The sequence below is a fragment of the Pseudomonas eucalypticola genome (assembly GCF_013374995.1).
In the GTDB taxonomy this organism is placed as follows: Bacteria; Pseudomonadota; Gammaproteobacteria; order Pseudomonadales; family Pseudomonadaceae; genus Aquipseudomonas; species Aquipseudomonas eucalypticola.
The window spans coordinates 2,114,314-2,127,719 of the sequence record NZ_CP056030.1 but is presented as its reverse complement, the minus strand read 5'-3'; the positions used below and the strand labels follow the sequence as shown (position 1 = coordinate 2,127,719).

At 63.8% G+C, this 13,406-nt stretch carries 11 protein-coding genes and 1 pseudogene; 8 read left to right on the top strand and 4 right to left on the bottom strand.

Annotation, left to right across the window (positions count from 1 at the left end; all coding sequences use genetic code 11):
• The first annotated feature begins 23 nt into the window (after positions 1-23).
• The 5 genes from HWQ56_RS09835 (at position 24) to HWQ56_RS09815 (ending at position 6,275) form a co-directional block, all read left to right on the top strand.
• Positions 24-2,750 (top strand): glycosyl hydrolase, encoded by a 2,727-nt coding sequence (locus HWQ56_RS09835; protein WP_176570322.1) that lies wholly within the window; start codon positions 24-26, stop codon positions 2,748-2,750.
• A 253-nt stretch (positions 2,751-3,003) separates the two neighbouring features.
• The gene (locus HWQ56_RS09830; protein ID WP_176570321.1) at positions 3,004-4,002 is read left to right on the top strand and encodes a DUF1852 domain-containing protein; all 999 of its coding nucleotides are present in this window, start codon (positions 3,004-3,006) and stop codon (positions 4,000-4,002) included.
• Positions 3,999-5,027, top strand: coding sequence for a methionine synthase (locus HWQ56_RS09825; RefSeq protein ID WP_176570320.1), 1,029 nt, complete (start codon positions 3,999-4,001; stop codon positions 5,025-5,027). Before HWQ56_RS09830 ends, HWQ56_RS09825 begins: the two co-directional genes overlap by 4 nt.
• 78 nt (positions 5,028-5,105) lie before the next feature.
• Positions 5,106-5,471: a putative quinol monooxygenase gene (locus HWQ56_RS09820; protein ID WP_176570319.1), complete on the top strand. Its 366-nt coding sequence runs from the start codon at positions 5,106-5,108 to the stop codon at positions 5,469-5,471.
• Positions 5,472-5,549: 78 nt separating this feature from the next.
• The gene (locus tag HWQ56_RS09815) at positions 5,550-6,275 is read left to right on the top strand and encodes an ABC transporter substrate-binding protein (RefSeq protein WP_176570318.1); all 726 of its coding nucleotides are present in this window, start codon (positions 5,550-5,552) and stop codon (positions 6,273-6,275) included.
• 34 nt (positions 6,276-6,309) lie between these two features.
• On the opposite strand, the gene HWQ56_RS09810 is transcribed toward HWQ56_RS09815, so the two are convergent.
• Positions 6,310-7,314 carry an alpha/beta fold hydrolase gene (locus HWQ56_RS09810; protein ID WP_158158396.1) on the bottom strand — a complete coding sequence of 335 codons (1,005 nt, stop codon included), beginning with the start codon at positions 7,312-7,314 and terminating at the stop codon, positions 6,310-6,312.
• A gap of 142 nt (positions 7,315-7,456) precedes the next feature.
• Between HWQ56_RS09810 and HWQ56_RS09805 the strand changes: the two genes are divergently transcribed.
• Positions 7,457-8,401: a LysR family transcriptional regulator gene (locus HWQ56_RS09805; protein ID WP_176570317.1), complete on the top strand. Its 945-nt coding sequence runs from the start codon at positions 7,457-7,459 to the stop codon at positions 8,399-8,401.
• 32 nt (positions 8,402-8,433) lie between these two features.
• On the opposite strand, the gene HWQ56_RS09800 is transcribed toward HWQ56_RS09805, so the two are convergent.
• The 3 genes and pseudogenes from HWQ56_RS09800 to HWQ56_RS09790 form a co-directional block, all read right to left on the bottom strand.
• Positions 8,434-10,092 (bottom strand): thiamine pyrophosphate-binding protein, encoded by a 1,659-nt coding sequence (locus HWQ56_RS09800; protein WP_176570316.1) that lies wholly within the window; start codon positions 10,090-10,092, stop codon positions 8,434-8,436.
• Positions 10,085-11,326, bottom strand: coding sequence for an MFS transporter (locus tag HWQ56_RS09795; RefSeq protein WP_176570315.1), 1,242 nt, complete (start codon positions 11,324-11,326; stop codon positions 10,085-10,087). Before HWQ56_RS09795 ends, HWQ56_RS09800 begins: the two co-directional genes overlap by 8 nt.
• Positions 11,327-11,633: 307 nt before the next feature.
• Positions 11,634-11,810, bottom strand: a pseudogene (locus HWQ56_RS09790) (Lrp/AsnC family transcriptional regulator); the annotation flags it as partial.
• A 136-nt stretch (positions 11,811-11,946) separates the two neighbouring features.
• Between HWQ56_RS09790 and HWQ56_RS09785 the strand changes: the two are divergent.
• Positions 11,947-12,420, top strand: a complete 474-nt coding sequence (locus HWQ56_RS09785) for a sigma-70 family RNA polymerase sigma factor (RefSeq protein WP_245217872.1) — start codon at positions 11,947-11,949, stop codon at positions 12,418-12,420.
• Positions 12,417-13,382, top strand: a complete 966-nt coding sequence (locus tag HWQ56_RS09780; protein WP_176570313.1) for a FecR domain-containing protein — start codon at positions 12,417-12,419, stop codon at positions 13,380-13,382. Before HWQ56_RS09785 ends, HWQ56_RS09780 begins: the two co-directional genes overlap by 4 nt.
• The last annotated feature ends 24 nt before the right edge of the window (positions 13,383-13,406 follow it).

Sequence of the window (13,406 nt, the reverse complement as noted above, 5' to 3'; positions counted from 1 at the left end):
GATTCGACAAAGGAACTGCCCCCGTGCCCACCACCCTGCCCTCCCTGCTCGCCAGGGCTTTGGCCTGCACCTGCCTGGTCACCGGCCTGCCCGCGGTTGCCCACGCCGCCGACGACTTCAACCGCCTGCGCCCGCTGTTCGAGGCCCCCACCCAGCCCTTCAAGCCCAGCATCCGTTACTGGCTACCGGGTGCCCAGGCCGACAGCGCCGTGATTGCCCAGGACATGCACACTATTGCCCAGGCCGGCTTCGGCAGTGTCGAGGTCGCCGACCTGCCGCAAAACGCCGGCCCCGTGGACCCGGCGCGCTACGGCTGGGGCACGCCGGCGTGGCGCACGGTGCTGGAAGCCACCCTGCGCGCCGCCGCGAACAACGGTCTGCGTGTATCGCTCACCCTGGGCCCGGCGTGGCCCGTGGTGGTGCCGGGGTTGGACCCCAACGGCGCGCAAGCCGCCAAGGAGCTGGTGGCCGGCTGGACAGTGCTGGCCGGTCAGGACACCTATTCGGCGCCACTGCCCCAACCCGCCAGAAGCCAAGCCCCGCCCATCAACCAGCAGCACCTGGTGGCCGCGCAGGCCTGGCAATGTGCCGACCAATGCGCTGAACAGCCTATCCGCCTGAAAACCGACTCGCTGATCGAACTCAACACCGACGACACCTTGCACTGGCAGGCGCCCCCAGGCGGCCACTGGATCATCATCGCCTACTGGCAGCGCGGTACCGGGCAGACCTCGGCCCTGGCCGTCATGAAGCAAAACCCCGCCGCCAGCGCCCCCCAGGCCTACGTGCCTGACCACTTCGCCGACGCTGGCAGCCAGGCCGTCACCGGCTACTGGGAAGCCAATCTCCTGAACCCGACGCTCAAGGGCCTGATTCGCCAGCACGGCCGCGACCTGTTCGAAGACTCCCTGGAACTGGACGCGCACCTGAACTGGACACCCGGCTTGCCCGACGCCTTCGCCCAGCGCCGTGGCTACCGCATGGAACCGCTGCTGCCGCTGATCATCGTCGACAACCAGCGCCACTTCGGCGCCCCGCGCACCCGCGTGCCCACCTTCGAACTGGCCAGTGCCACGGCCCACTCAAGCGAGGTGTACCGCGATTACGAACGCACCCTCAGCGACCTGTACCGCGAACACCACCTGCAACCGCTGGCCAAATGGGCCCACAGCCTGGGCCTGGGCTACCGCGTGCAGACCTACGGCCAGCCCATGGACATGGGCGCCGCGGCCGAACAGGCCGACACCCCCGAAGGCGAGAACCTGACCCTGAACAACGAGCTGGACCTGTTCCGCCTGCTGGGCACCGCCGGCCAGATTCAAGGCCGCGGGGAGTTCTCCACCGAATGCTGTTCGGTGATCGGCGGCAGCTACCGGCAAAGCTGGGCCGACATGCTCACTGTGCTGCAACTGCACTACGCCGGTGGCGTCAACCAGATCACCGTGCACGGCTACCCGTACTCGGGCAAGGTGCCAACGGCACGCTGGCCGGGTTGGTCACCGTTCGAGCCGTTTGGGCCCAGCCTGTTTTCGCCGACTATCGACAATGGTTTCTCCGAAGCCTGGGGGCCGCGTCAGCCGTCCTGGCCGGATATGCCGCAGATCACCGGTTACCTGGCACGCACCCAGGCGCTGCTGCGCCATGGCACGGCCCAGACCGAACTGGTGGTGCTCAACGACGAACTGGATCACGACGGGCCGCTGCTGGCGGATTCATCGTTGGCCCAGGCCGGCTACCACTACGGGTTCATCAGCAGCCAGCAGGTCCTTAGCCATGGCCTCGCCTGGCACGACCACCGCCTGGTTATGGGGCATGGGCAATGGCAGGCGCTGCTGGTGGACGGCCGGCGGCCACTGGCTGTCGACGTGCGCCAGCGCCTGCGCGCCGTGAGCGCCCAGGGCGCACCGGTGCTGGTGGTGGGCGGCGACCTGGCGCTTGAGGGGGCTACGCGAGTCGCCGACTACTCGCAGGCCCTGAGCGCGCTGCAAACGCTGCATGTGCAGCCAGGCTTCGTACCGGGCGTGGCCGGGGTCTACAGCGTGCATCGTCGCGACGCAGGTAACGACTACTACTGGCTGGTCAATACCGGCCAGCAGGTCTACAAGGCGCAGATCGCTCTGCGCGGCCAAGGCAAGCTGGTGCAACTGGACGCCTGGAGCGGCAAGGTCGTGCCCGTGGCGTTCACCCCTCAGGCGCCGGACAGCTTGGGCACTGAAGTCGAGCTGCAACCTGGCCAGGCGATTGCGTTCGCCCTGGGGCAACACTTCACCGCCACTGCCGCGCCCGCCGTGCGCTGGCAAGTGCCGGTGGCGTTGAGCAACGCCACGTTGCAACTCGACGACTGGGGCCCGGCCGCGGATGGCTACACCACCCGTATCCAGCATCACGCCGTGGGCGCGGCCCCCCAGGGCCCGTGGTCTGAGGTCGACGGCCTGCGCAACCTGTCCGGCCGCGCCAGCTACCGGGGCGCCTTCCTGCTGACCGCAGGCACCACCGCCGTGCGCCTGGGGATACCGGCTGGCGACGGTCTCTGGCAACTGAAGGTGAACGGCCATGTCGTGGCGGCCGACCCACACCTGCGCGAGGTGGTCGTCAGCCAGTACGCCCATGCCGGGCGCAATACCGTGGAACTGACCATGGCCTCGACACTGAACAATCGCATGAAGCAAGAGGAAGCGGCGATCTATGCGCCGCTGCCGTTCCAGCCCTATGGCCTGCACAGCGCAGTGACCGTGCAACTCGGTCACTGACGTCCCGCGCTGGGCCATGCCTTGCGCAAGGGCATGGCCCGGAGTCTGCCGACCCCACCCACTGGGTACCGCACTGTCGGCGCAAGCGCGCATGAATATGACTAAAGGTTCTGTGAAATCAATTCACTGGTTCTCGTTCAATGGGCGCCCATAACATGCCCCACGATAACTGTGCAGACACTCACCGACCCAAACCTGAAAAAGGGTAATAGAGCGCACTGAAAACATTGAACGATGAGAGCCCTCGACCACCATGAGCCATGACGTCGATTTCACCCTCCGAAGCATTCGCTTCGATGAGCATTACACCCCCTCGGACACTACACGCATCACCACCAACTTCGCCAACCTCGCCAGAGGCTGCAATCGCCAGGAGAACTTACGCAATACGTTGGCGATGATCGATAATCGATTCAATGCGCTGGCGCATTGGGACAACCCGACAGGCGATCGTTATACCGTTGAGCTTGATGTCATCTCCGTCGAAATGAATATTGATCTTGACGGCAGCGGCACTGCACTGCCGCTGATCGAGCTATTGAAAACAACGGTGATCGACCAACAAGCCAACGCACGCATTGACGGCATCGTCGGCAACAATTTCTCCTCTTACGTCCGGGATTATGACTTCAGCGTACTCTTGCCAGGCCATAACGACGGCCGGTCCGAATTCAGTACCCCGAAGGGGTTCGGCGACCTCCATGGCCAGCTGTTCCAGTCCTTCGTGGCGTCGAGCGCCTACACGTGTCACTTCCGCAAACCGCCCGTTATCTGCCTGAGTGTTTCCAGCAGCAAGGTCTACCATCAAACGGGAAACCAGCATCCGGTGCTGGGCGCCGAGTACCAGCAAGACGAATACTCGCTGACGGATGAATACTTCCGGAAAATGGGCCTGAAGGTTCGTTACTTCATGCCGCCGAACAGTGTTGCGCCCCTGGCTTTTTATTTTACCGGCGATTTGCTCGGGGACTACACCGACCTGGAACTCATCAGCACCATCAGCACGATGGACACGTTCCAGAAGATCTACCGGCCTGAAATCTACAACGCGAATTCAGCCGCCGGAAAATCCTTCCAGCCAAGCTTGCAGCATCAGGATTATTCGCTGACTCGCATCGTCTACGACCGAGCAGAGCGCAGCCGCCTGGCCATCGAGCAAGGGGCGTTCGCCGAGGAACATTTCATCAAGCCATACCAGGCGCACCTGACGGCGCTCTTTGGTCAACCGCATACACAAGGCCATGCATCATGAAAAAACTGCTACCTACTTCAACGGCCGGCAGCCTGCCCAAACCCGCCTGGCTGGCGCAGCCAGAGACACTGTGGTCACCGTGGAAACTGCAGGGCGATGAATTGACCGAAGGCAAACACGATGCGCTGCGGCTGTCGCTGCAAGAGCAGCGGCATGCAGGGATCGACATCGTCAGCGACGGTGAACAGACACGCCAACACTTTGTCACCACGTTCATCGAACACCTGAGCGGCGTCGATTTCGAGAAACGCGAGACCGTCAGGATTCGTGATCGCTACGACGCAAGCGTACCCACGGTGGTAGGCGCCGTGGCGCGCCGCAAACCCGTGTTCGTGGAAGACGCCACCTTCCTGCGTCAACACACCCGGCAACCCATCAAATGGGCACTGCCTGGCCCCATGACGATGATTGATACGCTTTACAACAACCACTATAAAAGCCGTGAAAAATTGGCCTGGGAATTCGCCAGGATTCTCAACGAGGAAGCCAGGGAACTGCAGGCGGCGGGTGTCGACATCATCCAGTTTGACGAGCCTGCCTTCAACGTCTTCTTCGACGAGGTGAACGATTGGGGCGTGGCCACCCTCGAGCGGGCAATAGAAGGCCTTGAATGCGAAACCGCTGTGCATATCTGCTACGGCTACGGCATCAAGGCCAATACCGATTGGAAGAAAACGCTGGGCTCAGCGTGGCGCCAGTATGAAGAAGCTTTCCCCAAACTGCAGAAGTCCAATATCGATATGGTCTCGCTGGAGTGTCACAACTCGCGTGTGCCGATGGAGCTCATTGAACTCATTCGGGGCAAGAAAGTGATGGTAGGCGCCATTGACGTGGCAACCCATGCCATCGAAACGCCTGAGGAAGTCGCCGACACCCTGCGCAAGGCACTTCAATTTGTAGACGCCGACAAACTCTATCCATGCACCAACTGTGGCATGGCGCCGTTGCCGCGTCGGGTGGCGAGAGGCAAGTTGAATGCGTTGAGCGCTGGCGCGGCTATTGTGCGCAGGGAGCTTCAGGAATGATGCAAACCTGATATGCGCTACCGGCCAAGGCACAAGCCGCATACTAGGCGCTGCTCTCCCTCTACAAGGTTTCCACCCATGCCATGCTTGAAATTTTCGGCCTTCGCCGTTTTCGTGCTCTTCAGCGCCCACGCTGCCGCCGATGAATCGGTCTATGCCGTCGCCCACGTCGACATCGAGCCACCCCAGGTCAAGGCCGCCCTCACGCTGCTGCACCGTTTCGCCGAACAGGCACGCCAGGACCCGGACGTGGTACGCCTGGACGTGCTCGAACAAACCGATGCCAGAAACCATTTCACCCTGGTGGAAGTGTTGCGCTCCCCCGCCGCCTACGATCGCTTCGTGCAGCACACCTACGTCAAGACCCTGCGCACCCAACTGCAACCGCTGCTGGGCAGTCCGTTCGACGAACGCCTGCACGCCCAAGTCCCGAGCGGTGCCTGAATGAGGGCCGCCACCACGTGGCTGTGCGCTTTGGCCTGCGTACTGATGCTTGCCACCCCCCCTGCTGGAGCCGCTCAGATGGCAGAACAACCCGTAATAGCCGCCTTCGCCCCCACCGGCACGCTGCGCGCCTCGATCAACACCGGTAACCCGATTCTGGCGCACCTGGATCCCGCCACCGGTCAGCCGGCAGGCGTATCGGTCGACCTGGCGAACGAGCTGGCACGCAGGCTGGGGGTCCCCCTGCAGCTGGTCACCGTCACCTCGGCGGGGGCCGCCGTGGACAACGTGGAGCAAGGCCGCGCCGATGTCGGTTTTTTCGCCATCGACCCCACCCGCGGGCAGGCGATCGAGTTCACCAAGGCCTATGTGGAAATCGAGGGTGTGTACGCGGTACGCAGTGACTCCCCTGTCACCACCGCTGCCGAGGTCGACCAGCCCGGCACCACCGTGGCGGTCAGCAAGGGCAGTGCCTATGACCTGTTCCTGAGCCGTACCCTGCACCACGCCACGCTCGTACGCCTGCCTACTTCCCTGGCCATCGTCCAGGGTTTCATCGAGCAGAAGCTGAGCGTGGCGGCCGGTATCCGCCAGCAGCTGGAAAAGGACATCGCTCGGGTGGGCGGAATGAGGATTGTGGAGCCGCACTTCATGATCATCCGCCAAGCCATGGCCACGCCCAAGGCCAAGGGACCCGAGGCGGCCGCGTACCTGGCGGCATTCGTGGAGGCGATGAAGTCGTCAGGCTTCGTTGCCCAGGCGCTGGCGCGCAATCACATCAACGGCGCCTCGGTGGCACCCTAACGAACCTGGCGTGGTTGCCGCCGCAGGCATGGGGTCAATCCAGCGCCTTGACCAGCGCCTGGTTGAACCCTGCAGGGTCTTCCATCTGTGGGGCATGCCCCTTGCCGGGAAACTCGATCAGGCGTGACCCGGGGATGCGCTGGGCAGTCTGTTTGCCCAGCACTGCGTAGTGCCCCACTCTGGCCTTGACCTCGGGCGGCGCGATGTCACTGCCGATGGCGGTGGTGTCGGCGTCACCGATCATCAGCAGCGTCGGCACCTTGAGTTGCGGCAGTTCGTAGTACACCGGCTGGGTAAAGATCATGTCGTAGATCAGCGCCGAGTTCCAGGCGACTTTAAGGTGCCCAGGCCCCTGATTCAGCCCAGCGAGCATGTCCACCCAGCGGTCGTACTCAGGCTTCCAGCGCCCCACGTAATAGGTATTCTTCTCGTAATTGCGAATGCCGTCGGCATTGAGTTTGAGCTCGCGCTGGTACCACTGATCCACGCTGCGCCACGGCACGCCCAACGCTTTCCAGTCCTCCAGGCCAATGGGGTTGACCATCACCAGTTGCCGGGTGGCCTGGGGGTAGACCAATGCATACCGCGCCGCCAGCATGCCGCCGGTGGAGTGACCCACGAGGGTCGCCTGGCTGACGCCGAGGCTGGCCAACAGGTCATGGGTATTGGCGGCCAGTTGCTGGAAACTGTATTGGTAATGATCCGGTTTGCTGGAGGTGCAGAAGCCGATCTGGTCGGGCACCACCACCCGATACCCGGCCCCGCTCAGGGCCTTGATGCTGTCGTCCCAGGTAGCGCCGCAGAAGTTCTTGCCATGCAGCAGCACTACCGTGCGGCCATTGCCTGCGACTGTGGGCGCCACATCCATGTAGCCCATGTCCAGCGCTTGGCCTTGGGAGTTGAAGCGGTAATGGTGCACAGGATACGGGTAACTGAAGCCCTGCAATTGCGGACCATAAGACGTAGCGGCCGTGGCGCAAAAGGCCAGCGCCGACAGGGACCCAGCCAGCAACAGCCGTGTTCGGAAGACAGGGGACATAACGTTTCCTCAAAGAAACCAAAGCTTGCATTGCACCATTACGTGAGGGTTAACTGCCCGTGCCTGTTGCGCAAACCTGCTATGCACCCGACACCCTAGGCATTGCGCCAGAATCCGCCCCCTTGCGCTGCTGGAGCCTGCAATGAATTCAGATGACCTTGCGCTGTTTGCCCAGGTGGCCAGGCACGCCAGTATTTCCCGCACTGCCATGGCCTTGGGGGCGGACCAGTCGACCATCAGCCGCCGGGTAAGCCTGCTGGAAACCGAGCTGGGCACCCGACTGTTCCATCGCAGCGGCCGCGGCGTGACCCTGACCGAGCGCGGGCAGCAGTTGCTGGGCTATGCCAGCAGCCTGGCGGACACGTTGCAGGCGGCCGAGCGCGCCATGCGCGACAGCGCCGAAAATGGCCCGGCGAAGCTGTGCATCGCGGCGCAGCCCACCATCGCCCGCCTCCTGTTCGGGCGCCTGGGGCATGCCTTGAAAGCACGCTACCCCCATACGCAAGTGCATTTTGTCGAAGGTCTGGCCGCCGATGTCCTGGCGCGCCTGAGCGAAGGCGTGGTGGACCTGGCCCTGGTCTACTTACCCGAGCATCCCGGACCACTGCAGCACGACCCCTTGCTGCGCGAAGGTGTGCGCCTGATCACGCCCGCCGATTACCCCCTGGGCGGCGACTGCGTCGAGGTGAAGTCATTAGCAGATATCCCGCTGATCCTGCCCAGCACTCACCATGGCCTGCGCCTGCTGGTGGAATCGCTGGCCATGCGCAGCGGTTTCACCCCGCGCATTGCGTTGGAGTGCGACGGCTCGATCTCGATCACCAAGCGCCTGGTGCTGGAACGTTGCGGCTGCACAGTGCTGCCCGAGGCGGCCGTGGTGGAGGAAGTCCAGGCGGGACGGTTGAAAAGCTACGCACTGACCAACCCCGACGTCAGCCGCACCATCGCCATGGCCTGGCCGAAAAACCGGGTAATTGCCGATGGTCTGTGGGCGGTGACGCAGATCATCCGCCACGAAACCACCCAACTGCTTGAGCAAGGCCTCTGGCCAGGGGCGACGTTGCTCCAGCCCCTAGCCGATTTTTGACATCGCCCTCGACCACCGAGGGCCGCGCCCCGTTACTGAAGCCGGGCCTGGGGGGTGATCTGACGAGGGTCCACGCGCAGTTCGATCAACGCGGCTACCCCGGCCTGCCGCGCACGGGCAAACGCACCGGCGAAGTCTTCGGTGCGCTCGACCCGCTCGGCGTAGGCGCCGAAGGATCGCGCCAGGCTGATGAAGTCCGGATTGACCAGCTCCGTAGCCGACACCCGGCCGGGGTACTCACGCTCCTGATGCATGCGAATGGTCGCCAGCATGCCGTTATTCACGACAATCACCACCACCGCAGCGTTGAATTGCAGGGCGGTAGCCAGTTCCTGCGGGTACATCATGAAGCAGCCGTCGCCGGCGAAGCACACCACGGTACGCGCGGGGGCATGCAACTTGGCGGCAATGGCCGCCGGCAGCCCATAGCCCATGGCACCGTTGGTGGGTGCAAGCTCAGTGGCCGGCTGACGGTAGCGGTAGAACCGGTGCACCCACACGGTGTAGTTGCCCGCACCGTTGCTGATGATCGCGTCGTCAGGCAGTACCTCGTCCAGATGCCCCATGACCGCGCCCATGTCCACGCCGGCCAGTTGCGGGTGGGCGGCAGGCGGCGTGGAATGTTCAACGTAATCGGCGCGGGCGGCCAGGGTCCAGGCGGCCCAGGCATGGCTCTCCACCGGCGCCAATGCCGCCGCGGCGCTGGCAAAGGTCGCCACGCAAGACAGAATCGGCAGCTGGGCGCAGTAGACACGGTTCAACTCCTGCGAATCCGGGTGCACGTGAACCAGCACCTGCTGGGGCACTGGGCTATCGATCAGGCTGTAGCCCTGGGACACGGTTTCGCTCAGCCGCGAGCCGATCACCAGCAGCAGGTCGGCGTTCTTGACCCGCGCCAGCAGCGCGGGCGAGGTGCCCAGGCCCAACTGCCCAATGTAGTGCGGGTCACGGTTGTCGAACAGGTCCTGGCGCCGAAAAGAGGCCGCGACCGGTAATTGGTTGGCGTGTACGAAGCGGCGCAGTGCTTCGCTGCCCTGCGGATCCCATCCCGTGCCACCAACGACTACCAGTGGCCGCTGCGCCGTGGCCAGGCGTTCGCGCAGCGTCGCCACTGCTGACGGTTCAGGCGCCGCGCGGGCAACACGCACCGGCGGCGCGTCGGCCACGCTCGCCAAGCCGAACAGCACTTCTTCGGGCAAGGCGATCACCACCGGCCCGGGCCGCCCCGACTGCGCCATGCTGAATGCCTTGCTGACAAACTCGGGAATCCGCTCGATGCGGTCGATCTCGGCCACCCACTTGGCCAGGCCGCCAAACATCTGGCCGTAGTCGACTTCCTGAAAGGCTTCGCGCCCCTTGAAACCGCCCTCTATCTGCCCGACGAACAAAATCATTGGCGTGGAGTCCTGGCGCGCCGTATGCACGCCATTGCTGGCGTGGGTGGCGCCAGGGCCGCGGGTCACGAAGCAGATGCCGGGGCGGCCGGTAAGCTTGCCATAAGCGTCGGCCATGTTCGACGCCGCCCCTTCGTGGCGGGTGACGATGGTGCGAATCGACGGCACATCACACAGCGCGTCGAGCACCGGCAGGTAGCTTTCGCCGGGCACGCAGTACAGGGTATCGACCCCGTTGCGACGCAGGGCTTCGACCAGGATCTGGCCGCCATTGCGGGTTTGCTTGAGATCAGACATAGACTTCCAGTTCCTTGTTACGGGTTTCCGGCAAGACCAGCGCTACCACGAACACCAGCAGGTACGCACAAGCCGCCCACACACCAATGGATGCAGCCAGGCCGAAGGCCCCGCTGCTCAGACCTACGCCAGCCGGCACCAAGGCGCCGACGCCTCGGCCGAAATTGTAGGAAAAGCCCCCCGCGCTGCCACGGATCTGCGCTGGGAAGAGTTCGGTAAAACAGGCCCCCATGCCCGAGACAATCCCGGACTGGAAGAAACCCAACGGCAAGCCCAGCAGCAACAGGCTCCACATGGGCAGCTGCAGTTGGGTGTAGATCAGTACTGTCAGGGTCGCGCCTGCCGCCGACAAGGCGAAGGTCTTGCGCCGCCCCAGCGAATCGCTCATGTGCGCCATGCACAGGTAACCGCAGAAGGAGCCGACGATATTCACCGCCAGGTACAGGGTGGTCATGTTCACGTTCAGCCCCTGGGTTTCACGCAGGTAAGTCACCAGCCAGGTCAGGATGGTGTAATTGCCACCCAGGGCACCGGCGGCCATCAATGACGCCATGGCCGTCAGGGGCAACACCCGCGGGGAGAAAATCAACAAAAAGGTCGAGGTGACCGACGTGTTTTCGCGGTGTGCGGCTGACGCGTGGAATGCGCCGGACTCTGCCACATTTCGGCGCATCCACAGCACCAGCAGGCCGGGCAACACCCCTATCAAAAACAGCACGCGCCAGGCGCTGTGTTCCGGCAGCAGGCTGAAGGTCACCCAGTAGGCCAGCGCCGCCATGGCATAGCCCACCGGCCAGCCGGCCTGCACCGAGCCCACGGCGCGCCCACGAATACGCTTGTCCACCACCTCGCCAATCAGCACCGCCCCTGCTGCCCACTCTCCGCCAAACCCCAGGCCTTGCAGGCTGCGTGTCAGCAATAAGGTGTGAAACGAGTCGGTCAATGCCGACAGGCCGGTGAACAGCGAAAACCACAGGATCGCCAGCTTCAGCACCTTGACCCGGCCGATGCGATCGGCCAGCACGCCGGCGATCACCCCGCCCAGCGCGGAGGCTATCAACGCCGAGGTACCGATCATGCCCGCCTGTCCCTTGGTCATGCCCCATGCCGTAAGCAAGGTAGGGATCACGAACGCGAACAGTTGCACGTCCATCGCATCCAGCGCCCAGCCCGTGAAACACGCCCAGAAGGTACGGCGCTGTTGCGGCGCCATGCTGCTATACCAGGACCGCATGTGACCTCCATCGCGCTCTGCGCTGTTTTTGTTGGAAGCTGGAGTATGCGAAACGATGACGGTGCGATTAATAGCGAAGCGTGCATAGCTGATTTGCGCAGTGTGCGCGCATACCAGCCAAACCTGGCATGCGGTACTCGAAGACCTGGCCCCCGCCAGTTCCTCTCAGCCATGTGGGACAGCCTTCAACCCCGCTCGCAGTGCGTCGGCAAGGCTATAAAAGGGATTATCCAGCGCTACGACTGTTGCACACAGTGCATCACGTATACGTTCTGTCTTGGAATGAAGCACCTCTTCCTGGCCCAGAATTCAGCCCCACTGCGGGCTCCGACATTTGAGCCCGGTACCCATGAATCACACCGGCATCCTCCTGCGCCCGACCACGACTGTGACATGGCGACAGGCTCAGCCCAACCCGCTCGGCCAGCTCGGTCAGCGATTGACGGGGTTCGGTGCCCAGGCAGTGCTTTCCTCTCGGCCATATTTTTCTTCCAGATCAGTACCCAAGGAGACGCGTCGCCGGTACACTTAAGAGTAATTCTCATTAGCATGACCTGTGCGCGATGGAACGCCTTGTGACCCCTATCCCCCCCGAGCCCACCCCTCCTGTGCTGGTCCACATGCTGTACACCGACCACCATGGCTGGCTGCAGAGCTGGTTGCGCCGGCGCTTGGGCGACCAGCACCAGGCCGCGGACCTCGCCCACGACACGTTCTTGCGCCTGCTGGTGAGCCGTCGGCTGCCACAGCCGGAACAAGGTCGTGGCTATCTTTTGCAGATAGCCCGCAACCTGGTCATCGATCTGTGGCGGCGCCAGCGCATTGAGCAGGCGTACCTGCAAGCACTGGCCAGCGCCGATGAACAGCTGTCCATTTCGCTGGAGGAACGCGCGGTCATCGTCGAAACCCTGCTGCGTATCGACCGCATGCTCGACGCGCTACCCGCCAAGGTGCGCGAGGCGCTGTTGCTGTCGCAGTTCGAGGGGTTGGGCTACAGCGAGATTGCCACGCGCCTGGGGGTGAGCCTGGGGTCGGTGCAGAAGTACATGACCCGGGCTATCCAGGCCTGCTACGAAGTGATGTACAGCGAATGAAGCCCCTGGCGGATACCCCCGTGGCCCCCGCAGTGGTGGCCGAGGCCAGCCATTGGCTGATGCTGCACTGGCAAGGGCCGCTGGCAGAACCGCAGCAGGCTGCGTTCGCGGCCTGGCATGGCGCCGATCCGGAACACCAGCGGGCGTGGGCGCGGTTGCAGCAGATGCAGCAGGCGTTTACCCGGCTGCCCAAGGCGCAGTCGCTGGCGGTGTTGCGCCAGCAACCGCAGCTGCGGCGCCGTGATGCGCTGAAGTTGTTGACCGGGCTGTTGGCGGCGGGCGGCAGCGGTTGGCTGGCCGAGCGGCAGCTGCCCTGGCGCGAAGCAATGGCGGACCTGCGGACCGGCACCGGTGAAACCCTGCAGCAGCAGTTGGCCGATGGCAGCCAACTGTGGCTCAACACCTCTACAGCGGTAAACGTGCGGTTCAGCGCCCAGGCGCGCCGAGTGCGGCTGATCAGCGGTGAGCTATTGCTTGCCAGCGGCCACGACACGGCCTACACCCACGCGCCGCTGATCGTTGATACCTCCGTAGGTGAAGTACAGGCACTGGGCACACGCTTCAGCGTGCGCCAGATGGCCGACGGTTGCCTGGTGTGCCTGTACGAAGGCGCCCTGCAGGTGCGGCCGCAACACGCGGCAGCAGTGCAAGTGAGTGCCGGCCAGGCGCTGTGGTTCAACGCCAGTACCAGCAGGCCTGCGGGCTTTGCCGATGCCAACGCCATTTCCTGGAGCCGCGGCCAACTGGTTGCCAACCAGACTCCATTGGGCGTTTTTCTGCAGGACGTGGCGCGCTACCGGCCCGGCTTCCTGCGCTGGAGCCCGGCAGTAGCCAACCTGCGCTTGACCGGGGTGTTTCCGCTGACCGATACCGACCGTATTCTTGCGGCGCTGGAGCAGACGCTGGCAGTGCGCGTGCGCCGGGTGACGCGCTTCTGGGTGAGTGTTGAAGCGCTTGGCTGATTTTTTTTGCGCAGTGGATTAGAG

What these genes read in the sequence shown, in the direction of transcription:
- HWQ56_RS09830 (WP_176570321.1), top strand. Translation starts at nt 3,004, where the DNA reads ATGAGCCATGACGTCGATTTCACCCTCCGAAGCATTCGCTTCGATGAG.
- HWQ56_RS09815 (WP_176570318.1), top strand. Translation starts at nt 5,550, where the DNA reads ATGGCAGAACAACCCGTAATAGCCGCCTTCGCCCCCACCGGCACGCTG.
- HWQ56_RS09810 (WP_158158396.1), bottom strand. Translation starts at nt 7,314, where the DNA reads ATGTCCCCTGTCTTCCGAACACGGCTGTTGCTGGCTGGGTCCCTGTCG.
- HWQ56_RS09795 (WP_176570315.1), bottom strand. Translation starts at nt 11,326, where the DNA reads ATGCGGTCCTGGTATAGCAGCATGGCGCCGCAACAGCGCCGTACCTTC.
- HWQ56_RS09820 (WP_176570319.1), top strand. Translation starts at nt 5,106, where the DNA reads ATGCCATGCTTGAAATTTTCGGCCTTCGCCGTTTTCGTGCTCTTCAGC.
- HWQ56_RS09805 (WP_176570317.1), top strand. Translation starts at nt 7,457, where the DNA reads ATGAATTCAGATGACCTTGCGCTGTTTGCCCAGGTGGCCAGGCACGCC.
- HWQ56_RS09800 (WP_176570316.1), bottom strand. Translation starts at nt 10,092, where the DNA reads ATGTCTGATCTCAAGCAAACCCGCAATGGCGGCCAGATCCTGGTCGAA.
- HWQ56_RS09825 (WP_176570320.1), top strand. Translation starts at nt 3,999, where the DNA reads ATGAAAAAACTGCTACCTACTTCAACGGCCGGCAGCCTGCCCAAACCC.
- HWQ56_RS09785 (WP_245217872.1), top strand. Translation starts at nt 11,947, where the DNA reads ATGCTGTACACCGACCACCATGGCTGGCTGCAGAGCTGGTTGCGCCGG.
- HWQ56_RS09780 (WP_176570313.1), top strand. Translation starts at nt 12,417, where the DNA reads ATGAAGCCCCTGGCGGATACCCCCGTGGCCCCCGCAGTGGTGGCCGAG.